The sequence below is a fragment of the Buchnera aphidicola (Nurudea yanoniella) genome (assembly GCA_039829995.1).
GTDB classification, from domain to species: Bacteria; Pseudomonadota; Gammaproteobacteria; order Enterobacterales; family Enterobacteriaceae; genus Buchnera_B; species Buchnera_B aphidicola_AV.
This window is the reverse complement of the sequence record CP140036.1, coordinates 444,579-467,056: the sequence shown is the minus strand read 5'-3', so window position 1 is coordinate 467,056 and position 22,478 is coordinate 444,579. Positions and strand designations below refer to the sequence as shown.

Sequence of the window (22,478 nt, the reverse complement as noted above, 5' to 3'; positions counted from 1 at the left end):
TTTATTTTAACTAAATAAATATAAATTGTATATATATAAAAATATTTTTGATTTATTCTATATATTGTAATATAGGTAATATCCATTTTTTAGCTATTCTGCAAATTTTAGATATCGTTTTTTCATCTAAAATATTTATAATTTTTTTTAAATATAAATCATGTTTTTCTCCTTTAATCCAATCATTTCCTTCCCATGCTTTTATTATGTTTTTTTTTGAATTTTCTAATATGTCAATATTTTGAGTAATAGTTTTACTTTTTTTGTTGTATACCGAATTTATCCATGTAATGCCTAATTTTGTTAAAAGTAAAGGTGTTTGCATGCCATTTATGTATCCATTTATATATTTTTCTAAAAATTTATTTGCTTTTTTTTTGGTTAATTTTAAAAAAATTAATTTTTTATTGTTTGGACTTATTATAATGCTACGTTCTTCTTTGTACGTAGAACAGTATACTAAGTGTTCTAACCATAAGGAAATTATATCTCTGTAAGTTATAGAAGTAGGTTTCCAACGTAATAATCCTGTTTCATTTATATTTTTTAATGATCCATATAAAATATTTTCGTTAATTTTTAATCGAAATTTTTTTGTTTCTAATTTTTTTTTGAGGGAATTAATTTTTTTATATAATGGTGTAACAAGAGCAATTTGATTATCCCAGAATATTTTTCCTAAATTTCCATATGGTATGATATTTTTATTTGTATAATATGAAAACAATTTTTTAATATCTTTTTTTTCAAGTAAGAAGTTTATTATTTTAAGACTTATTTTATAGCGATTCAGTGTATTTATGTGAAAGTTTTCTGTTTTTAAATCATCATTTTTAATCAAATTTAGTTTGACATTCAGTCGGTTATTAAAAAAGTTTTGAATAGGATTTTTCCAAAAAGCAATTAATAAAAGTATATTAATGTTTTTATATTTAAATTTTTCGAGAGTTTTTAAAGGATTTTTTTGTTTTATTTTTTCTAATTTAGAGATTTTTAACCATTTTTCATTAAAATTTTGATTATCAGAATTTTCTATGAAATTTTTCATATCATAAGGTTCATGTGTGTGATTGTGATATAACATATAAGATATTTTTTTCATTTGATTTTTTTTAATTTTTTCGTTTTCATGAAAAATGTAAAAATTTTTAGATATGTACGAAGATAATTGATTGATTATGAAAGATGGTGTATTGAATTGATTTTTTTTTTTTGAATTTTTGTAATAGCTTATTAAAAAGAATTTTTGTGCTGATAACAAAGTTTCTAGAAATAAATATTCGTATTTGTTTTTTCTATGAGGATCACATATTCTAGGAAACTTATGAATTATATTGAAATTTTCAAAAAATGTTTTTTGTGTGGAAAATTCTTCGTTCATTCCTAATATACAAATTACTTTAAAAGGTATGTTTCTTAGTATAAATCCGTTACAAAAAGTAATTTTTCCAGAAAATAAATCATGTATTTTTTCACTGTTTGGAGTACTTTTTAACAATTCATTTTTTAATAGTTTTATTGAAACTTTTTTTTTATAGTTTTCTTGAATTCCAGATTGAATTATTATATTCCATTGATTTTTAATTGATTTCATTTCTTTTGTTTCATGTTCATGATTTTCAAAAAAGTCGTTCAATAATTTTTCTAGAATTAATTTCCATGATTTTAAATATTTTGAAGTAGAAAGTTTATTTTTCCATTTTCGTAATAATAGTACAAATTGTATCAATTTATTTAAAGTTTTAAAATTTTTTATATTTGAAACATTGCAAGGAACAAGTTTTTTCCATATTGTGTAATTTTCATCATTCATTGCTTGGCCTAGAAAGATTCTTTTTTCTGTATTTTTCAAAAAAATTTTTTTATTATTTTTCTGTAATGTACATTGTTCAGAATTTTTATTAAATTCAAATTCGATCTGAAACTTTTCTATTGTTTTATATAGAAAACTTATTTCTTTTTCTTTTATTTTAGTTTTTTTTAATATAATAGGATTTTCTAATAAATTGAAGATATTTTTATTGTCAAGTGGATTATTAGGTAGACTAAGTATTTTAATAATAGTTTTTATGGCTCTTTCTGTTTTTCGATTAAAATTGGATAAAATTCGAAAAGGAATGTAGTGTTTTGGAGTAATTGAATTAAATATAGAATAAATAAATGGAGTGTAAAGATTTATATCTTTGCTAATTATTAAAATATCATGAAATAATATATCATGGTGAGTATTAAGTATGTTTAATAAATTTTCATGTAAGACTTCTATTTCTCTTCTGATTGTTGTACATATATGTATAGTAATAGATGAATCATCTTTATGTATTTTATTTTTTCGATTCATTTCTTTTTTGTTTTCGTTACAATTTAACTTAATATCAGTTTGAATTATTTTTTTTTGTATTTTTTGGAGTAGATAATTAGGTTTTTTAGTTTTAAACAAATGTATTTCTTTTTTATTTATCAAATACAGTAATAAAGTATATTCGTATCCGTATTTTCCGAGAAAAGAAATTTTGTCAATAATATTTTTTTCTCTCACAGCATTGTCTAAAAGAATTTTATAATTTTGTGTAGCTTGAAAAAAACATGAAGTATATTTTTTAATTAATGTTAGTTCATGTTTTTCAAACTTTATGTGATTTAATAATATTTTTTTTTCATTTTTATATGGTGTGGTATAAAAAAAATATATTGTACAGATTTTACTGATTATTTTTAAAAACATTATATTTAATGGTGTTAAGTTTTTATTTCCAAAAATAAAAATTCTATAGGGTAGTTTATTGGTATTTATATTTTTTTTTTGTATTTCTTTTTCTAAAATAAATAAAAGATTGGAGTAATTTAAAGTTGATTGATTTTTATTTTTTATATATTTTATTAGTTTTTTCCACAATAATTTATGTTTATTGATCAAAGAATTTACATTTTTTTGTTTTTTTATATTTTTTTCCCATTCTTCAATTAAATCTGGACGATATAATAAATATTCTTTAAATTTTTTTGATAAAGAAGATATTATTTCAAATAGTTTTATTTGTGAATGACTTAAACTAATAAAACTAGTTAAATATTTTATATCTTTAATGCTCATCATTTTCCATATTAAATTATATTTTTCAAATTCTAATGTCCAGCGATAATTAGAACTTATATTTTTAGAAAAGTTCCATATAAATTTATGAAATCGGAAGAACTTTATATTAGAGGCTATTGAATATTTTTTACTTATAAAAATTTTTATCCAATGATCTATGTTTTCATTATTTGTAATAAATATTTCACTTTTTAAAGGATTAGATAGTGGAGAATTTATAAAAATAGAACATGCTTTTTCTATGAGGAGTTTGTAATTGTGAGATTTATATATTATTAACATGATTTTTAAAATTAATCTAAAATATTTATTGTATTATTTTTTATAATTATGAATTTTTATTTGAGGATAAGGAATTTCAATGTTATTTAAATCTAAGGCTTTTTTAAATTTTGCCATTAAGTCCCAATAAACTATATTTAGTTCTTCTGTTTTGCTCCAACAACGTATAACAAAATTTAATGAAGATGGTGCCATTTCACTGAGGCCGATAGTAATGTCTTTATCTTTTAAAACCCTATCTTCGTTATCTATAACATTTTTCAAAACTTTTATTACAAAATCAATATCAGAGTCATATGAAACGCTTATTATGAATTCATTTCGTCTAGTTTTTTCTCTAGAATAATTGATTATATTTCCAGATATAATTTTTCCATTAGGTACAACAACAATTTTTCCATCTAAAGTACGAAGCATAGTATAAAATATATGAATGTTTAAAACTGTTCCAGATATATTTCCTAAATTTACATATTCTCCAATTCTAAGTGGACGTAATATAACTAGCAAAACTCCTGCTGCAAAATTGGATAGAGATCCTTGTAAGGCTAGTCCAATTGCCATTCCAGCAGCACCTAATATAGCAATTACAGAAGTTGTTTGTACTCCAATACATCCTAATGAAGCTATAAATGTAAATGTAATTACTATATATTTTGCTAATGCTGCAAGAAATCCAGAAATAGTACTATCTATGTTTCTAGTAATTAAAATTTTGTTAATAATTTTCGAAAGTGTTTTTGCTATGAAAAATCCTACTATTAAAATTGTAATAGCTGACATAAGATTAATAATATAACTGAATAACAGTTCTTGATTTCGTACTAACCAATTACTGGCATGGTTAATATCATGAACTACATTTAATTTTTTCATTTTTATACTTCTTTGATATATATTTTACCGAGTATTAAAGTTATATAATATTTAATATTTTTGATATGATTTGAAATCAGGGAGAATAATAATTATCCTCCTCTAATTTTTTCGAGATATGTAGTTTTATATAACAAATACTTTTTATAGAGTATTACAAGAATTTAATATTTCAAACATTTTTTTTAGGTAATTTGATACTGATCTTTGAGAATAACGAATCCAAATTCTAGGATCGTAGTATTTTTTGTTAGGTGTGTTTAGATTTATTGAATTTCCTAATTGGCTTTGTAGATAAATATGATTTTTTTTATAATATTCTAATATTCCTTTCCAAGTAGACCATTGAATGTCAGTGTCAATATTTATTTTTATCACTCCATATTTTATGGATGTTTTTATTTCATGTGGAGATGATCCTGATCCTCCATGAAATACGAAATTTAATGGATTGTAAGATAAATTATGTTTTTTTTTAACGTAATTTTGTGATTTTTTTAAGATGTTAGGTTTTAAATAAACACTTCCTGATTTATATACGCCATGCATATTTCCAAATGAAGCAGCAATAGTAAAATACGGACTAACGGTAGATAACATTTCATATGCACTATTTACATCCATGGGTGTTGTATATAAAAGAGATTTATCTATATTTTTATTATCTACATCGTCCTCTTCACCTCCTGTACAACCCAGTTCTATTTCTAACATCATATTCATTTTTTTTATTTTTTTTAAATATTTTGCACAAATATTTAAATTAAAATTTAATGGTTCATTTGATAAATCTATCATATGAGAAGTAAAAAGTGGTTTTTTATTAATTTCAAAAAATTTTTCGCTTTCTTTGATAAGTCCGTCGATCCATGGTAGTATATTTTTGTTACAATGATCAGTGTGTAAAATTACAGGGATTTCATAGTGTTTTGCCATTAAATGTACATGTTGTGCTCCTGATATAGCGCCTAGTATTGCTTCTTTGTGTAGTATATTTGTTTTAAGTCCTTTTCCTGAAATGAATTTTGCGCCTCCATATGAAAATTGTATTATTACTGGACTATTAGCCTGTTTCGCTGCTTCTAAAACAATGTTTATAGAATCAGTTCCTATACAGTTTATTGCAGGTATTGCAAAATGATATTTTTTAGCTAAATTAAATATTTTTAGAGCTTCATGCCCATTTATTACACCTGGTTTTATAAAATTTAAAATTTTACACATTATAAGTACTCTATTTATAGGAGAATTTTAATATAAAAAATTGTTTTATTTAGAATGACGTTCTAACAATTTTATTATTGGAAATTCTTCTTTTTCTAAAACTTTTAGAAAAGAACCTCCTCCAGTAGATACATAAGAAATTTTATTTTTTATATTTAGTATTTCTATAACAGATAGAGTGTCTCCGCCCCCTGCTATAGAAAAAGCCTTGCTACTTGCAATAGTTTTTGCTAATGTTTTTGTTCCTTTTTGAAAATTTTTAAATTCAAAGACCCCTATAGGTCCATTCCAAAAAATTGTTTTTGCTTTTGTTAGTATTGGGATCATTTTTTTTATGGTTTTATCTCCAAAATCCATAATTTCTTCATTCGAATCAATTTCAGAAGTATTTTTTACGATACCTATACTATTTTTATTAAACGTAGTGCTGACTCGCGAATCAATTGGTACAAAAATATTGTATTTATCTCGCAATAATTTAGCTTGATGGACGAAACTTTTTTCAAAAAGAGATCTTCCTACGTTATAATCAATAGCTATAAACGTATTAGCAATTCCCCCCCCTACTATTAAAGTATCAGATATTTTTGCTAATGATTTCAGTAATTTAAACTTCGTTGATACTTTTGCACCTCCAACAATTGTAACGGTTGGTTTTTGTGGAAATTTTAAAAAATTTTTTAAAGTTTTTAATTCAAAATCTAGAAGTAATCCGGAACATGCTATTTTAGAATATTTAGAAAGTCCGTATGTAGATGATTCATTTCTATGCAATGATCCAAAAGCATCCATAACAAATATATCGCATAGATTTGAATATATTTTAGATAAAAATATGCTATTTTCTTTTTCTCCTTTATTAAATCTTACATTTTCTAAAATTGCTAATTCTCCTGATTTAATATCTATTCCATTTAAATAGTTTTCTAAAAAATGAACTTTAATTGGTTTTAATATTTCTTTTAAATATTTGAAGATAGGAAATAATGATAAATTAGGATCGTACATTCCTTCTTTGGGTCTTCCTAAATGAGAAGCAACTATAACTTTCGCATTTTTTTTTAATGCTAATTTAATAGTAGGTAGCGATGCTTGAATGCGAGCGTAAGAAGTGATTTTTTTGTTTTCAATGGGTACATTTAAATCTGATCGTATTAATACTTTTTTATTTGATAAATTTAAATCCGTTATTTTTATGATTGACATTTTTTTACCGTCAATTAATATTTAATTAAGTAAAACTTAAAAAAAATGAACTAATTTCAAAATTTTCAAAATTTACACTGATTTTATATATTATAAATGATATTTATTATAGATAAATATATATTTTAAATATGAGTAAAAATAAATTTATATATGTTAAATGTTATTCTTTACTAAACTTATATTCAGTATTTTATGAAAGATGTGTATTTTTTTTTTTTAATTTTTATTGAAAATTTTTTATTAAATTGCAAAATAATTTATATATTTTAGTTGTATTTAATTGTATATTTTTAAAAATTTTTAAAGTTTCATATTTCTAAGTGTTATATATAAGATTTTAATTGTTTTTTATGTATTTATTATGTTATTTTTAAATGCGAAACCAAGATTTTATTCCATCTAAAAACATTTGGGTTGATAACATAATTAAAATTAATCCCATTAATCTTTCTAATGCATCAACTCCTTTAGTTCCAAATAATCGTAAAAATATATTTGATAATAATAAAATAGTTACTGTACAAGTCCATGCTATTAAGAGAGATCCAGTGAGATATATGATATTGTTTAAATATTCATGTGATAATAATATTAATGTAGCTAATAACGATGGTCCAGCTACTAATGGAATGGCTAAAGGTACTAAAAAGGGTTCTTTTTCAATATTTAATTTATTATTCTCATATATATGAGAAGGAAAAATCATTTTTATTGCAATTAGAAATAAAATTATTCCTCCTGATATAGATACTGTTTCGGTCTTTAAATTTAAAAATTTAAGAATTTTTTCTCCTGAAAATAAAAATAATAGCATAATTAATAAAGCGACTATCATTTCTCTTAATAGTACAATTCGGCGGCGTTTTGGTTTTAAATTTTTCAATATAGACATAAATATAGGGAGATTTCCCAGTGGGTCCATTATTAAAATTAACAAAACAGTCGAAGAAATCATTGCTTTCATAATTTACTCTTATTAAAGATATTTTCATAAATAAAATGATATATAAATCATATTCATCAAAATATTAATTATAAACGACCTTTAACTTTTTTTGAAAGATATATTTTAAAGTTTCGAAAAATAAAAATGTTTAGTGTAGAATATTTATTCTTGTAATTATTTTATTAAAAATATTTAGATTGGAAAAATTACTTTTTATATAAATCATTTTTGTATATATATTGTGAAGTGGATTATGTGCATAATTTTCATAATTAGATGTTTAATTTTAAGTTAATTTAAAAGTAATTTAATTTTTTGTAAAACTAATTGAGAAATACTGCAAACAATGGAAATTGCGATTTTTCTTATGATACTTAATTGTTCTTTTGTAAATATTTTTATTAATTTCTAAAAATTTTTTAACTTAATATTATAAAAATATAAAAATTGTTAAAAATATTAAATAATTTTTATTTTTTTTTAAGACAGTTTTAATTAATAGGGTAAATCAAATCATGAAAAGATCTGTGGGTTTAGTTGGATGGAGAGGTATGGTGGGGTCTGTTTTGATGGAACGTATGAAAGAAAAAAAAGATTTTTTTGATTTCAATCCCGTTTTTTTTTCTACATCTCAAATAAATCAAAAAGGACCAATAATTGATGGAAAGTGTTATGGAAATTTAGAAAATGCTTATGATTTAGATGTATTAAGAGAATTAGATATTATAATAACATGTCAAGGAAGCGAGTATACTAGTTCTGTTTATTATAAATTAAGAAAATTAAATTGGACTGGATATTGGATAGATGCATCATCTTTTCTTAGAATGAAAGATGAAGCAACTATTGTATTAGATCCAGTTAATTTATCAATTATTAATAAATCTATTAATGATGGAATTAAGACTTTTGTAGGCGGAAATTGTACGGTTAGTTTAATGTTAATGTCATTAGGTGGATTATTTGTTAATAATTTAATTGATTGGATAACAGTGTCGACTTATCAAGCTGCATCAGGAAGTGGAGCATTGCATATGACTGAATTATTATTGCAAATGAATTTAATTAATAAAAGAATTCACAGTGATTTAAATAATCCTGCTAAATCTATTTTAAGTATTGAAAAGAAAATTCATGATATTAGTTTATCTAAACATTTTCCTATAAATCAATTTCATATTCCACTAGCTTATAATTTGATTCCTTGGATAGATGTTAAGACAAAGTGTGGGAAAAGTAAAGAAGAATGGAAAATTCAAGCTGAAGCAAATAAAATATTGTCATTGAAGAAACATATTTTAATGGATGGACTATGTGTGCGAATAGGATCTTTAAGATGTCATAGTCAGTCATTTTTTATTAAATTAAATAAAGATATTTCTTTATCAGAAATAGAAAATATTTTATCGAATCATAATCGTTGGACACGTGTTATTCCTAATGAAATTAGTGAAACCATCAAATTTTTAACTCCTCTTTCAGTAACTGGAACTTTGTTTACTCCTATAGGAAGAATAAGAAAACTAAATATTGGAAAAAAATACATATCTGCATTTGCTGTAGGAGATCAACTACTATGGGGAGCTTCAGAACCTTTGCGACGTATGTTAAAATTGCTTGTTAAATTATAATATAATAGTTTTTTGGTTTAGATTTCTTATGTTTTATGAATATTTTTTAAATTTGAATTAAATATATATTTATATTTCAAAAATATTATAAAAAAATACTAAAATTTTTCTATTTTAGTATTTTTTATAAAGTGATATTTTTAAATTTTAGATAAAGAATTTAATTTTTTTATTAAATATTTATAAGGAAGTATGTTAGTAGAAATTTTTAGTAATAGATGGTTCATAAATCGACAAAAATTTGGAATGTCTCTTTTAGTGGATAAATCGTCTGCAATTACTAAAAGTATGTCTCCAGATTTGATTTCTCTAATTTTTTTCCGTAATAACATTAGTGGTTCAGGACAGTGTAAATTTCTTAAATCTAGAAATTTGTATTTTTTTAGTTTTATAATTTTCATATATGTTGTGTTTTGAATATGTTTTAAATATATAATTTATATTTTTTTATATAATTTATTATAGAAATAGGAATAAAATTTAGGCAACATAGATTATTTTTTAAAAAATATCTAATTTTTGTTGAAGAGATATTAATGTAAGGCGTATCAGAGAAGAAAATATATCCAAAAGGTTTTTTATATAATGATGTATAGCTAGTAGTTTTATGATCTTTAATCCATTTTTTTAATTTTTTGTTTTTTATATATTTTTTTGTTGAATACCGTGGCAATATAATTAAATGACACCATTCTAACAATTTATTCCATTTATGCCATTTATCTAAATTGATTAAATTATCTAATCCAATAATAAATCCAAGTGGTCTTTTATATCCAAACATATTTCTTAATTTTTGTAATGTTTTTATGGTATACGGAATTTTATTTTTTATTTCTAGGAGATTTACATTAAATAATGGTTTATTTTTTATTGCTAATTTTATCATTTTAATTCTATGTTTTATTAGAATTTTAGGTTGAATTTGATAGAAATTAGTATATTTCGGTAATAAAATAATTTTTTTTAAGTTAATTTTTTGTGCTAGTATTTCCGATGTAATAATATGGCCATAATGAACTGGATTAAAGGTACCGCCTAATAATGCATATAAATCTTTCATTTTCCGTATAATTATAAAATTTTTAACTATTTTTACTCATGATATATGATAAAACTTTTAATTGATTCCAAATAGATCTTTTATAATTTTTTTTTATATTAATTTCTATTGCAGTCAAAAATCTAATTAATTTTTTAATAGTTTTAATATTTGTATTTTTCGAAAATTCAATTAGTAGACAATATTTTTTGTTTTTAGTATTTATTTTTTTTGAAATATGATGGATTGAATTAGATTGTTCGAATTTTATTATTAAGATAGTTAATAAATTATATTGCAAATGTCGTATTAGTACGATTTGATTATAATTTTTTATGAAAAAATTATTTAAAATTCTAATAGATTCGCTGTAATTTTTTGTTAAAATTGCGTTAATCCAATCTTGAGGTTTAAAAATAGATGTATCGCCAATAAGTTGTTGAACTTTTTTTACAGTTATTAAAGTATGAGGCCATGTTAATTTCAAAACATTTAATGTATTACATAAAGATGATATATTTCCTGAATGATATTTAAGAAGTAAGTGTCTAGAATTTTTATGTAGATTAATTTTTAAAATTTTTTCTTTATTTTTCATCCAGATATTTATTTTTTTTTCTGTGAGATCATTGCAATAAACTATTGTACCTTTTAATTTAAATATATTAAGCCATATTTTTTTTTCTTTATATTCTATGGAAGTTTTATAAATAATTAATAGAAGATTAGGATTTATAAACCGAGATAAACAAGATAATTTTGTTTTAATTTTAGTAGTAAGCAAGTTTTCAGATAAATTAAGAATAATAATTCTTTTTTTTAAAAATAAATTATTAGTTTTAAAATAGCTAGATAAATTTTTGAATTGAGAATTATATTCTATTTCTTCTATTAAATCTTTAGAAAACCCGTATTTTTTAATTGCAAAAAATATATTTTTTTTGCTTTCTTGAATAAAGAAGTATTCGGTACCTACAATAATATAATAAGGACTCAATTTTTTAAAAAAAATAGGAAATATTTGTTCTGAATGAATAGTATTCATAATTTTTTTAGTTATTAATATGAAATTTTTATTAAGATAATTTAAATAAAATTTTAAATTTGATATTTTTAAAGATATATAATTTTTTTTCGTGTAAATTGTGATTAATTTTTAAAAACATCAAGAACATTAGTTTTTTATTTTTTTATCTTAATTGTTATATGTATGTTATATGTATTTTAAAAATGAATTGAAATAATTTAAATTTTTAGTTATGAGTAACTAAATTTATTAATTTATTTGGAATATATATTACATTATGAATTTTTACATGGTTAATATATTTGAATATTTTTGGTTCTTTCATAACTTTTTTGAATATTTGCGATTTAGAAAGATTATTTTTTAGTAAAAGTTTATGACGAAATTTTCCGTTAATTTGAACTAATATATATGTATAGTCAAGATTTATAGATTTTTCTTTTTTAATATTTGGCCATGTGAGATTTTCTGTTTTTATCGTATCATTTAATAAATATTGTAACAATGTATGGCTAAAATGAGGAGTAAAAGGATACATTATTTTTATAACAGATACAAGTGATAAGTGTATTAATTCTATATTATTTATATTTTTTTGAATTTTTGAAATTTTATTAACTAATTTCATTATTTCAGAAATTGCTGTGTTGAATGATTGTTTCCTATCAATGTCATGTGTTACTTTTTGGATAGTTTCGTATAAAAATAAATATAGTTCTTTTTCAATATTTGTTAAAGTTTTATAATTTAATTTTTTGTGTGCATGGAAATGGCTTTTAATATGATTATAGCATAGTGTCCATAATTTTTTCAAAAATCGATATATTCCTTTTACACCAGATTCTTTCCATTCTAATGAAGATTCTGTTGGAGCTGCAAACATAATAAATAATCGCACAGTATCTGCACCGTATTTATTAATCATTATTTCAGGTTCTATTCCATTTTTTTTTGATTTAGACATTTTTATCATGCCTTCATGGAATATTTTTTTTCCTTTGTACATAAAACATTTTTTTATGTTTTTATTACAATCGTATTGTAGATGAATGGGTGGAATATTAATCCAAATTTGACGTTGTTGTTCATCGAAATAATAAAAAGCATCCGACAATACCATTCCCTGACATAAAAGTTTTTTCACTGGTTCGTCAGATTGAACGAATCCAAAGTCTCTTAAAAGTTTATGAAAAAATCTAAAATACATTAAGTGCATTGTGGAATGTTCTATTCCTCCTACATATAAATCTACAGGAAGCCAATAATTTGCGGAGTTTTTTTCTATCATTCCTTTATTAAATTTAGGACAGGTATATCTAGCATAGTACCAGGATGATTCTACAAAAGTATCTAATGTATCATTTTCATATATTGCTAATTTTCCATTAATATATATTGACCGTTTATATGATGAGTTTGTAAATTTATTGTTAGAACATATAATTTTTGTATTTTTATGTAAATTTATTGGAAGATTAATATCAGGTATAGGGATAATATCATTATTTTTTAAAGTTGCCATAGGTATAGGAACTCCCCAATAACGCTGTCTTGATACTCCCCAATCTTTTAATTTATAATATGTTTTTCTTTTTACTATGTTAGATTTTTTTAATTTCGAAATAATAGAAAAGCGTGTTTTTTTTATATTTATTTCATTGTTTTCTTTATAATGATAGAATTTTTCTGATTCTATGCTTGAATATTGAGGTTTTATATGTTGGATTACTTGATTGTTTTGAAATATTTCTGGTTTTGTTTTTATTTTATGAATTAAGGAAAATTCACAATCATTTAGATTATAATGTGGTACACCTAACACTGATTGAGTTACTGTTTCTGATAAAACGTAATTTGCTATCCATATAGGAATTTTTTCTTGAGTTAATGGATGTAGAGCAAAAATTTTTGTATCTATTCCTTTATTTTTATCAAAATTATTTTCAAATATATTTTGGCAATACGATTGTTTAATAAATAATTTAACGTTTTTGTTAGAATAAGATATTTCTTTTGCCAACTTATGTAAAGGAGAAATAGCAATGTATGTTGCAAATATGAGTATTTCGGGTTTTTCTGTAAATATTGTAAGTGTTTTATTCATATTAAGTACTTTTATGCAAAATTCAATTCCAGACATACGTCCAATCCAATTTGATTGCATTTTTTTTACTTTCTCGGGCCATTCAGATAATGTTTTTAATCCCTGTAAGAGTTCTTTGGCGTATTTAGTAATTTTGATAAACCATTGAGGAATATTTTTTTTAGTAATTTTTGTGTTACAACGCCAACATAATCCTTCGATAACTTGTTCGTTAGCTAGTACTGTTTGATCAAACTCGCACCAATTTACTAAAGATTTTTTTTTATATACTAACTTTTTTTTATAGAGTTCTATAAAAAACCATTGTTCCCATTTATAATATTCAGGTTTACAAGTGGTAATTTCTCTATCCCAATCGTAACTAAATCCTAGAGATTTTAGTTGTTTTTTCATGTATTTTATATTTTTATTAGTCCATTCAGAAGGGGCAATATTATTTTGCATTGCTGCTATTTCTGCAGGCAACCCAAATGCATCCCATCCTATTGGATGTAGTACATTTTTTCCAATCATGCGTTGATATCTTGCTACAACGTCGCTAATGGTATAATTTCTAACATGTCCCATGTGTAATTTTCCAGAAGGATAAGGAATCATTGCGAGACAATAATATTTTTCTTTTTTTGTATCTTCGATTACTGAAAACGTATTGTTTTTTTCCCATATTTTTTGAATTTCGCGTTCTATTTTTTTTGGAATATATTCTTTTTTCATAATTTTTTTATATTATATTTTTTTAATTTTATTAAGGAGTATATTACAAATATTATTGTAATAATCCAAATCGGAATATTTCCTAGTTTTGAGTAAGGCGTAGTTCCTGATGTAGATGTTACACATTTTTGTAATATAGATTTTTGAAATCTAGGAAGCATTGAATTAATAGTTCCATTAGCATTTACTATTGCTGTTATACCGTTGTTAGAACTATGAATTAATGGTCTTCCAAGTTCTAAGGCTCTCATTCTAGCCATTTGGAAATGTTGCCATGATTGAACAGATTTTCCAAACCACACATCGTTAGAAATAGACAATAAAAAATCTGATTTAAAAAAAAAATTATCTCTTATTTGCTCTCCAAAAATGATTTCATAACAAATAGAAGAAGAAAAATAAAAATTTTTAACTTTTATTGGAAATTGTATATATGGTCCTGAAGAAAAAGGGAAAATAGAAATGTTAAAAATATTTAAAAACATTTTTGTGAACAATATATTTTCGCTGAATGGCACTAAATGATGTTTTTTGTATTTAATTTCATAGTTGTAAATATTTTTCTTATTTTTTTTAAACACAATAATTGTATTATAAAGATATTCTTTTTTATTTTTTTTGTACGATTTTATATATCCACTAATTAACGCATTATTGCTATTTTGAAGTATTTTTTTAAAAAAATTTAATATTTTAATTTCTCCTAACAACGAGTTAGGAATAGCAGATTCAGGTAGTATTATTATGCTATTTTTTTTTATATGTTTTTTTATTAATTGAGCATAACTTTCTAAAATTTTTATAGTGTCTTTAGTATTCCAATTAAGTGTTTGAGGAATATTAGTTTGTATTAAAGCAATATTTATATTTTTTGATTTGTTTTGCTTATACCATGGTATTTTGTATAAAAAATGGGAAACTACTAATATTAAAAAAAAATATGTAATATATGAAAATTTTCTTTGTAAAATAGAGAGTATAAATAGATAGGAAAGAATCATTAATATAAATGTAATTCCTTCTACTCCTAATATTGGACCAATATTTTTCAAAGGACTGTCTATTTGACTATAACCTAATTCTAACCATGGAAATCCAGTTAGAAAATTTTTTCTAATGTATTCAAGAATGTGCCATAATGATGGGGAAAAAAATAATAGTTCAATTGACGAAAGATATCTATTTGCAAAATTTAAAATTATGCAAAATAAAAGAGGATATATAGATAAATATATTATAAGAATAGATACTAATAAGTCATTTTTTATGAAGGATGATGAGTTAATAGAATTTATGCTTGAGTACATCCAATTAATTCCAAATCCGAATAATCCGATACCCCAAAAAAATCCAATAATTCCTGATTTATAGTATGACAATTTATTTGAAAAAAATTGCAATCCTACTAAAGATAGTATAGAACAAGGCCAGTAGTTCCAAGGAGAAAATGAAAAGACTCCTATACCTCCCGATAATATTGATAATATGGTTTTAAAAAGAAACATAATAATGAAAAGAATTATATATTCTATGTGTCATATTAATTTTTATTTGTAATTATGAAAGTTTTTTTATTTTCTGGAATAGTAACTTTTAATTGGACAATCCTTCTATTATTAGCAATATGTACTTTAAATATATATTTTGAAATATTTATCACTTCGCCTTGAACTGGAAGATGTCCTATAACTTTGATAACTAAACCACCAATAGTATCTACTTCTTCATTGTTGAAATTAGTTTTAAAATTTTCGTTAAATTCTTTTATAGAAGTAAAAGATTTTATCATAAAAGTATTTGGATCTAATTGGCGAATATTTGGTTCGTTTTTATCGTATTCGTCGTCGATATTTCCTACAATGAGTTCTAATATATCTTCAATTGTTACCAAACCAGAAACAGCTCCAAATTCATCTATTACTACTGCCATGTGATTTTTATTTGATCTAAATTCTTTTAACATACAATTTACATATTTACTTTCGGGAACAACAACAGGAGGTTGTAGTATATTTCTTATACAAAAATTATTTTGTTCATTTTTTACAAAATGTAAAAAATCTTTAGCTACTAAAAATCCTTCTATATAATTTTCATCATAGTTCATAACGGGAAAACGTGAATGTGAAGACTTTATAATTATGTTTAAACAATCATTTAATGAACAACTTAATTTTAAAGTTGTCATTTGAGTTCTTGGAACCATGATATCGCGAATTTTTTTCTGTGTTATGTCAATTACTCCTTCTAACATTTCACAAATGTCTTTTTCTAACAATTTATTTTTTTTTGAATAGTATATTAATTTTAACAGTTCTTCTTTATTTTTGGGTTCATCATGAAATATTTGTTTTAGTAAAATAGAAAAAAAGTTTTTTTTATTATTATTACTATTTTTTAAATGATCGTCATTCATTACGTATTAATATAGATCTCTTATATGTTATTTTTTGAATGAATATTTTAAAAACATTTTAGTATTTTATATAAGGATTGCAGTAACCTAGAGATACCATTGCTTTTATTTCTAGGTCTTTCATTTTTTTGAAATTTTTCAGGTTTTTATGGTTATATCCTAACAAATGTAATGTTCCATGTATTACTACATGTGCCCAATGTGATTCTATTGTTTGTTTTTTCATTTGTGCTTCTTTTTTTATAATAGTTCCGCAAATTACTAAATCCCCGATAAAATGTGATTTAATTATTTTATTTGTAGTAGATGGAAAAGACAATATATTTGTAACTTTATTTTTATTTCTATATTTATAATTTAAATATTTCATAGAAGATTCTTTTACAATTCTTATTGTTATTTCAAGATTAGTTTGTTTTTTTTTAATATTAGCTTTTATCCAACTTATATATTTTTTTTTTTTGGAAAATATAGTTTTTTTAAACAAGCTGTTTGTAAATTAATAATAATTGACATGGTTAAAATGTATAATATTTTTATAAACGTTATATATTTGACTATAATACAGTGAGAATCATTTTTGAATAAAAAATATTTATTATTTTTCAAAATTTAACTATTGAATTTTTTAGAAAAAAATCCTTTAAGAGAATTGGAATTTATTTTTGTTATTTCTAAATTAATAAATTGACCAATCATATTTTGATTTCCTTTAAAATTTACAACTCTATTATGTTCTGTTCGACCTGATAGTTCCATTGGATTTTTTAAAGATGGGCCTTCTACGAGTACTGATTGTATACTTCCTAACATTTTTTTATTCCATAATTTTACATTTTTATTAATAAGTTTTTGAAGTGTATAAAGTCTTTGTTTTTTTGTATTGATTGAGGTTTTATCTAATAGTTCTGCTGCTGGTGTACCTGGTCTAGGAGAATAAATAAAACTAAAACTCATATCGAACTTTATTTCTTCAATTAAATGTAAAGTTTCTTCAAAATCTGTTTGTGTTTCTCCTGGAAATCCAATAATGAAATCTGAACTAATTTGAATATTTGGTCTATTTTTAGTTATTTTTTTAATGATTTTTCTATATTCTTGAACAGTATGAGCTCGTTTCATTAATTTTAATATTCTATTGGATCCACTTTGTATAGGTAAATGAAGAAAACTAACTATTTTTCTTATGTCTAAATAGGTATCGATTATATCGTCTGTAAATTCTATAGGATTATTTGTTGTGAATCTTATTCTTTCAATTCCATTTATTAGAGCTACTAATCTTAGTAGTTCTGAAAAGGTACAAATTTTTCCATCAAAAGTTTTCCCTTTATATGCATTGACATTTTGTCCAAGTAAATTAATTTCTCGAACTCCTTTTTTTGACAAAATGGAAATTTCTAATAGAATATCATCAACCGGGCGGCTAATTTCATAACCTCTGGTATAAGGTACTATACAAAATGAACAAAATTTATTACATCCTTCTATTATAGTTATGTATGCTGTGACTCCTGTTTTGTCAGGATATTCAAGAGAATCAAATTTTTCTATCAAAGGAAATTCGATATCAATAACGTGCTTTTTATTTTTTTTTACTTTTTCAATCATTTCTGGAAGTCTATGTAAAGTTTGTGTACCAAATATGATATCAACATAATGTGCACGTTTATAAATTTCTTTTCCTTCTTGAGTGGCTACACAACCACCTATTGCTATAATTATACTAGGATTTTTTTCTTTTAATTTCTTCCATCTTCCTAATTGATGAAACACTTTTTCTTGTGCTTTTTCTCGAATAGAGCATGTGTTTAAGATCAAGATATCTGCTGATGTAGGTGTATGAGTGATTCTGTATTTGTGTTTTTTTTGTAATAGGTTAGTTATCATAGATGAATCGTATTCATTCATTTGACAACCCCAAGTTTTTATGTATATTTTATTTTTAATCATAGTTTCTTTGTTTTAAAATAGACGAATAAAATAAATATAAAAAATGTGTTTTTATATTGATCAAATTAAAGAATACATAATTTTGTTGATAAAATATTTTTGCATTTAAATTATTTATTAAAAATATTTTATGCTATTATTTTTATGTTTTCATTGAAATCGTTTTTAATACGAATTTTACTATTAATTTTAATATTTTTTTTAATTATTGCTTGTATCCATATAGTTTTATGATTTACTTGAGAAGCTGCTAATACGTAACCAACGTTATTCCATTGTTTATTTTCATCTTTTGATTCTATTATTTCGCCTATTTTTATCATTTTATTGGATTTTTGAGATATCCAAAATAAGATATATTTATTGAGATTTTTAAAATGTATTTTCGAAATCATTTCTTGTCCATGATAGCATCCTTTTTTAAGATCTAATCCATTTAAATTTTCTAAATTTAGTGACTGCGGAAGAAACTTTCCACTCGTTATTTTTTCTATAATTGGAAATTGAGAGGCAATGTCTAAAGTCAACCATAGATTATTGTTTATTTCTTGCGATAATTTTAATATTTTTTTTACAATGATATTTTCTTTTTTTGAAATTAATAAAAATCTTGTACATGGAGAATTAAATTTTAGTAATATAGCATTGTTTTTATGATATACAGAAGAATTTTTTTCTGAAAAGTTTCCAAAATATTTGGATAATTCTATTTGTGCTTTTTTTCCAGTAACTCCTATAATAAACATGTCAGAATTTTTGAAAATTGTTACTTTAGAAAAAATAGAATATTTTTTCATTTTTTTAATTTGATAATCGGCTATACTACGTCTTTGAAGATACATATAAGTGTTTTCATTAACTTTAAATATACGTAAACTACTCCATACTTTTCCGTTAATATTGCAATGAGCACATATTTTGTGATTTTTATTTAATTTATTTACATTAATAGTGATTTGATTTTGTAAATATTTTTTACTATCGCAACCTGTTATTGTCGTTAATACCCATTTATTTAAGTTCATGAGTATTATTTCTTTTTTAAAAAAATGAGGAAGATATTTTTTTATTAATTGGGTTCTTTTCATGTAATTTGTGTTATTTTTTGAGTTAGAATTAATATATTTTCTAGATTTTGAAATAGTGTATATTTTTATTTTTTAAGTATGTAATTTTATACAGAAATTTTTGAGAGATTTTTAAAAATGTGCGAAATTAATTTAATACAACGTCATTTCAAAATATGTATTGAAAAAATTAGAAATTTAAAAAATTTTTTAAATTATCATAAAAAAAAAGAAAGATTGTTAGAAATAAATTCTTTGTTTAAATCGGCTGATATTTGGAAAAATCCTGATTTAATAAAAAATTTAAATAAAGAAAAAAATTTTTTACTTCCTATTATTAATTCAATCAGTGATACGGAGTCTGATTTCAATATCATAACAGAAATTTTCGCATTATCAAAACAAGAAAATGATAACAATTTACTACATGATATTATTCATGAATTAAAAAGATTAAAATATTCTATTGATAAATTAGAGTTGAATTGTATTTTTTCTAAAAAACACGATCATTTAAATTGCTATTTAGATATACAATCGGGTTCTGGAGGTACAGAAGCGCAAGATTGGGCTAATATGCTATTTAGAATGTATTTAAAATGGTTTGATTCTAAAGGTTTTAAAACTGAAATTATTGAAAGAACATATGGAGAAATAATTGGAATAAAATCTGCTACAATAAAAGTATTAGGAAAACATGCGTTTGGATGGTTGCGTACTGAAACAGGAGTACATAGATTAGTTCGAAAGAGTCCATTTAGTTCTAATAATCAACGTCATACTTCTTTTTCTTCTGCATTTGTTTATCCAGATATTGATAATTCTATAGAAGTTAAAATTAATTCTTGTGATTTAAGAATTGATGTATATCGTGCATCTGGAGCAGGAGGACAACATATTAATAAAACCGAATCTGCAGTAAGAATTACGCATATTCCATCAGGATTAGTAACTCAATCTCAAAGTAGTCGCTCTCAACATAAAAATAAAGAAAAGGCATTTCAGCAATTAAAAGCAAAATTATATAAAATTACTATGGATAAAAAAAATAATGCAAAAAAAAAATTAGAAGAAAAAAAATCAGATATAAGATGGGGAAATCAAATCAGATCATATATATTAGACAGTTCTAGAATTAAAGATTTAAGAACTGGAATTGAAACGAAAAATATACAATCAGTTTTAGATGGAAATTTAGATTTTTTTATTAAATCTAGTTTAATTCGTGGTTTTTAATAAAAATATAATATCTATTAAAAAATACTTAAAGGTTAGTATGAATATTTTTAACAATGAAGAAAAACAAAGACGTAAAAAGTTAGATGTTTTAAAAAAATGTGGTTTCAATTTTCCAAATAATTTTAAACCTAAGGATACTTCTACAAATATTAATGAAAACTATTCATCTTACAGTAATGATCAGTTAAAAGAATCAAATATTTTTGTTAGTATAGCTGGTCGAATTTTAAAAAAACGAATTATGGGAAAGAGTTCTTTTTTTATTGTGAGAGATTTTGAAGGAGAAATTCAGCTATATGTTGCAAAACATAATTTTATGGATGAATTTTATTTAAACGTAGTAAAAAAGTTAGATTTAGGTGATATTATAGGAATTAATGGATATTTGTTTAGAACGAAAACTGGAGAGTTATCCATTTATTGTACTAAATTACAATTGTTGACTAAGTCATTAAAGTCATTACCTAATAAATTTCATGGATTATATAATAAAGAAATAAGATATAGACAAAGATATTTGGATCTTATTAGTAATAAAAAATTAAATTTTATTTTTAAAATTAGGTCAAATATTTTTATAGGTATTCGAAAATTTATGTTAGACAATAAATTTTTAGAAGTTGAAACTCCTATGATACAAAATATTCCTGGAGGAGCATCTGCTCGTCCTTTTATAACTCATCATAATTCTTTAGGACTGAATTTGTATTTAAGGATTTCGCCTGAATTATATTTAAAACGATTGATCGTTGGAGGATTTAGACGAATTTTTGAAATTAATAGAAATTTTCGAAATGAAGGAATTTCGAGGTGGCATAATCCAGAATTTACAATGATGGAAGTATATATAGCATATTCAGATTATAAGGATATGATGGATTTTACAGAAAGACTTTTAAAAAATGTTGTTCAAACAATAATAGGTAGTTTGAAATTTAAATATGGGAAATATGAATTAGATTTTACAAAAAGTTTTAAAAAGTTAACAATGAAACAAGCAATATTGCATTTCAATTCGAATATTTCACTATCTGATTTCGATAGTTTAGATAAGTTAAAGAAAATAGCTAATTTTTTTGAAATAAAAATAAATGAAAAGTGGGGTATAGGCAAATTAATTTCAGAAATATTTAACAAAACTGTTGAAAAGAAATTGATTCAACCTACATTTATAACTGATTATCCTATAGAAATTTCTCCCTTATCTAGAAGAAATGATATTGATCATGAAATTGCTGATCGTTTTGAATTGTTTATTTCGGGTTATGAATTAGCAAATGGATTTTCAGAGTTAAATGACTCAGAAGATCAAAAGAAGAGGTTTTTGAGTCAAGTTAAAGAAGGACGTGTAACATTTTCAGATGATGCGATATTTTACGATGAAGATTATATTACTGCACTTGAATATGGATTGCCTCCGACTTCTGGATTAGGTATAGGAATTGATCGGTTAATCATGATTTTAACTAATCAGAAAAGCATTCGCGATGTTATATTTTTTCCTATTCTCAAACCTACTAATTCTGTATCTTAAGTTAATTCTATTATTGATTAAAATTTACTTTATAATTTTATATGTTTTAAAACTTTTTTTTAATTATATTAATTCTTATAGAAATATTTTTATATAAATTTATATATTACTTGTGAG

17 protein-coding genes are annotated in these 22,478 nt (G+C 23.0%); 3 read left to right on the top strand and 14 right to left on the bottom strand.

Annotated elements, in window-relative coordinates:
- Positions 1 to 52 precede the first annotated feature (52 nt).
- The 5 genes from U0T64_02080 to U0T64_02060 all read right to left on the bottom strand — a co-directional run bounded on the left by U0T64_02080 (position 53) and on the right by U0T64_02060 (position 7,652).
- On the bottom strand, positions 53 to 3,379 hold the full coding sequence (locus U0T64_02080; protein ID XBC41146.1) for an exodeoxyribonuclease V subunit gamma: 3,327 nt from the start codon (positions 3,377 to 3,379) through the stop codon (positions 53 to 55).
- Positions 3,380 to 3,412: 33 nt separating this feature from the next.
- On the bottom strand, positions 3,413 to 4,255 hold the full coding sequence (gene mscS, locus U0T64_02075; protein XBC41145.1) for a small-conductance mechanosensitive channel MscS: 843 nt from the start codon (positions 4,253 to 4,255) through the stop codon (positions 3,413 to 3,415).
- A 144-nt stretch (positions 4,256 to 4,399) separates the two neighbouring features.
- Positions 4,400 to 5,479: a class II fructose-bisphosphate aldolase gene (gene fbaA, locus U0T64_02070; GenBank protein ID XBC41144.1), complete on the bottom strand. Its 1,080-nt coding sequence runs from the start codon at positions 5,477 to 5,479 to the stop codon at positions 4,400 to 4,402.
- 45 nt (positions 5,480 to 5,524) lie between these two features.
- Entirely contained in the window at positions 5,525 to 6,685 is a 1,161-nt protein-coding gene (locus tag U0T64_02065; GenBank protein ID XBC41143.1) for a phosphoglycerate kinase, read from the bottom strand.
- A 373-nt stretch (positions 6,686 to 7,058) separates the two neighbouring features.
- Positions 7,059 to 7,652 (bottom strand): YhgN family NAAT transporter, encoded by a 594-nt coding sequence (locus tag U0T64_02060; GenBank protein ID XBC41142.1) that lies wholly within the window; start codon positions 7,650 to 7,652, stop codon positions 7,059 to 7,061.
- A gap of 497 nt (positions 7,653 to 8,149) precedes the next feature.
- On the opposite strand from U0T64_02060, the gene asd reads away from it, so the two are divergent.
- The gene (asd, locus tag U0T64_02055) at positions 8,150 to 9,265 is read left to right on the top strand and encodes an aspartate-semialdehyde dehydrogenase (protein ID XBC41141.1); all 1,116 of its coding nucleotides are present in this window, start codon (positions 8,150 to 8,152) and stop codon (positions 9,263 to 9,265) included.
- A gap of 140 nt (positions 9,266 to 9,405) precedes the next feature.
- Here the strand turns inward: asd and tusA are convergent, their stop codons facing one another.
- The 9 genes from tusA to ygfZ form a co-directional block, all read right to left on the bottom strand.
- Entirely contained in the window at positions 9,406 to 9,666 is a 261-nt protein-coding gene (gene tusA, locus U0T64_02050) for a sulfurtransferase TusA (protein ID XBC41140.1), read from the bottom strand.
- 23 nt (positions 9,667 to 9,689) lie between these two features.
- Complete coding sequence (gene nadD / locus U0T64_02045) at positions 9,690 to 10,328, bottom strand: nicotinate-nucleotide adenylyltransferase (protein XBC41139.1); 639 nt, start codon at positions 10,326 to 10,328, stop codon at positions 9,690 to 9,692.
- Positions 10,329 to 10,350: 22 nt separating this feature from the next.
- Positions 10,351 to 11,352: a DNA polymerase III subunit delta gene (holA, locus tag U0T64_02040; GenBank protein ID XBC41138.1), complete on the bottom strand. Its 1,002-nt coding sequence runs from the start codon at positions 11,350 to 11,352 to the stop codon at positions 10,351 to 10,353.
- Between the two features lie 208 nt (positions 11,353 to 11,560).
- On the bottom strand, positions 11,561 to 14,152 hold the full coding sequence (gene leuS, locus U0T64_02035; protein ID XBC41137.1) for a leucine--tRNA ligase: 2,592 nt from the start codon (positions 14,150 to 14,152) through the stop codon (positions 11,561 to 11,563).
- Entirely contained in the window at positions 14,149 to 15,657 is a 1,509-nt protein-coding gene (gene lnt / locus U0T64_02030; protein ID XBC41136.1) for an apolipoprotein N-acyltransferase, read from the bottom strand. Before lnt ends, leuS begins: the two co-directional genes overlap by 4 nt.
- A 35-nt stretch (positions 15,658 to 15,692) precedes the next feature.
- Entirely contained in the window at positions 15,693 to 16,568 is an 876-nt protein-coding gene (gene corC / locus U0T64_02025) for a CNNM family magnesium/cobalt transport protein CorC (protein XBC41135.1), read from the bottom strand.
- A gap of 58 nt (positions 16,569 to 16,626) precedes the next feature.
- Positions 16,627 to 17,055, bottom strand: a complete 429-nt coding sequence (ybeY, locus tag U0T64_02020; protein XBC41134.1) for an rRNA maturation RNase YbeY — start codon at positions 17,053 to 17,055, stop codon at positions 16,627 to 16,629.
- Positions 17,056 to 17,180: 125 nt separating this feature from the next.
- Positions 17,181 to 18,521, bottom strand: coding sequence for a tRNA (N6-isopentenyl adenosine(37)-C2)-methylthiotransferase MiaB (gene miaB / locus U0T64_02015; protein ID XBC41133.1), 1,341 nt, complete (start codon positions 18,519 to 18,521; stop codon positions 17,181 to 17,183).
- Between the two features lie 128 nt (positions 18,522 to 18,649).
- Entirely contained in the window at positions 18,650 to 19,609 is a 960-nt protein-coding gene (ygfZ, locus tag U0T64_02010) for a tRNA-modifying protein YgfZ (GenBank protein ID XBC41132.1), read from the bottom strand.
- 117 nt (positions 19,610 to 19,726) lie between these two features.
- On the opposite strand from ygfZ, the gene prfB reads away from it, so the two are divergent.
- Both prfB and lysS read left to right on the top strand, forming a co-directional pair.
- On the top strand, positions 19,727 to 20,824 hold the full coding sequence (prfB, locus tag U0T64_02005) for a peptide chain release factor 2 (protein XBC41131.1): 1,098 nt from the start codon (positions 19,727 to 19,729) through the stop codon (positions 20,822 to 20,824).
- A gap of 40 nt (positions 20,825 to 20,864) precedes the next feature.
- The gene (gene lysS / locus U0T64_02000) at positions 20,865 to 22,361 is read left to right on the top strand and encodes a lysine--tRNA ligase (protein XBC41130.1); all 1,497 of its coding nucleotides are present in this window, start codon (positions 20,865 to 20,867) and stop codon (positions 22,359 to 22,361) included.
- Positions 22,362 to 22,478 lie beyond the last annotated feature (117 nt).

Excerpts from the sequence above, each read along its gene's own strand:
- U0T64_02080 (XBC41146.1), bottom strand. The coding sequence starts at position 3,379 with ATGTTAATAATATATAAATCTCACAATTACAAACTCCTCATAGAAAAA.
- mscS (XBC41145.1), bottom strand. The coding sequence starts at position 4,255 with ATGAAAAAATTAAATGTAGTTCATGATATTAACCATGCCAGTAATTGG.
- fbaA (XBC41144.1), bottom strand. The coding sequence starts at position 5,479 with ATGTGTAAAATTTTAAATTTTATAAAACCAGGTGTAATAAATGGGCAT.
- U0T64_02065 (XBC41143.1), bottom strand. The coding sequence starts at position 6,685 with ATGTCAATCATAAAAATAACGGATTTAAATTTATCAAATAAAAAAGTA.
- U0T64_02060 (XBC41142.1), bottom strand. The coding sequence starts at position 7,652 with ATGAAAGCAATGATTTCTTCGACTGTTTTGTTAATTTTAATAATGGAC.
- asd (XBC41141.1), top strand. The coding sequence starts at position 8,150 with ATGAAAAGATCTGTGGGTTTAGTTGGATGGAGAGGTATGGTGGGGTCT.
- tusA (XBC41140.1), bottom strand. The coding sequence starts at position 9,666 with ATGAAAATTATAAAACTAAAAAAATACAAATTTCTAGATTTAAGAAAT.
- nadD (XBC41139.1), bottom strand. The coding sequence starts at position 10,328 with ATGAAAGATTTATATGCATTATTAGGCGGTACCTTTAATCCAGTTCAT.
- holA (XBC41138.1), bottom strand. The coding sequence starts at position 11,352 with ATGAATACTATTCATTCAGAACAAATATTTCCTATTTTTTTTAAAAAA.
- leuS (XBC41137.1), bottom strand. The coding sequence starts at position 14,152 with ATGAAAAAAGAATATATTCCAAAAAAAATAGAACGCGAAATTCAAAAA.
- lnt (XBC41136.1), bottom strand. The coding sequence starts at position 15,657 with ATGTTTCTTTTTAAAACCATATTATCAATATTATCGGGAGGTATAGGA.
- corC (XBC41135.1), bottom strand. The coding sequence starts at position 16,568 with ATGAATGACGATCATTTAAAAAATAGTAATAATAATAAAAAAAACTTT.
- miaB (XBC41133.1), bottom strand. The coding sequence starts at position 18,521 with ATGATTAAAAATAAAATATACATAAAAACTTGGGGTTGTCAAATGAAT.
- ygfZ (XBC41132.1), bottom strand. The coding sequence starts at position 19,609 with ATGAAAAGAACCCAATTAATAAAAAAATATCTTCCTCATTTTTTTAAA.
- prfB (XBC41131.1), top strand. The coding sequence starts at position 19,727 with ATGTGCGAAATTAATTTAATACAACGTCATTTCAAAATATGTATTGAA.
- lysS (XBC41130.1), top strand. The coding sequence starts at position 20,865 with ATGAATATTTTTAACAATGAAGAAAAACAAAGACGTAAAAAGTTAGAT.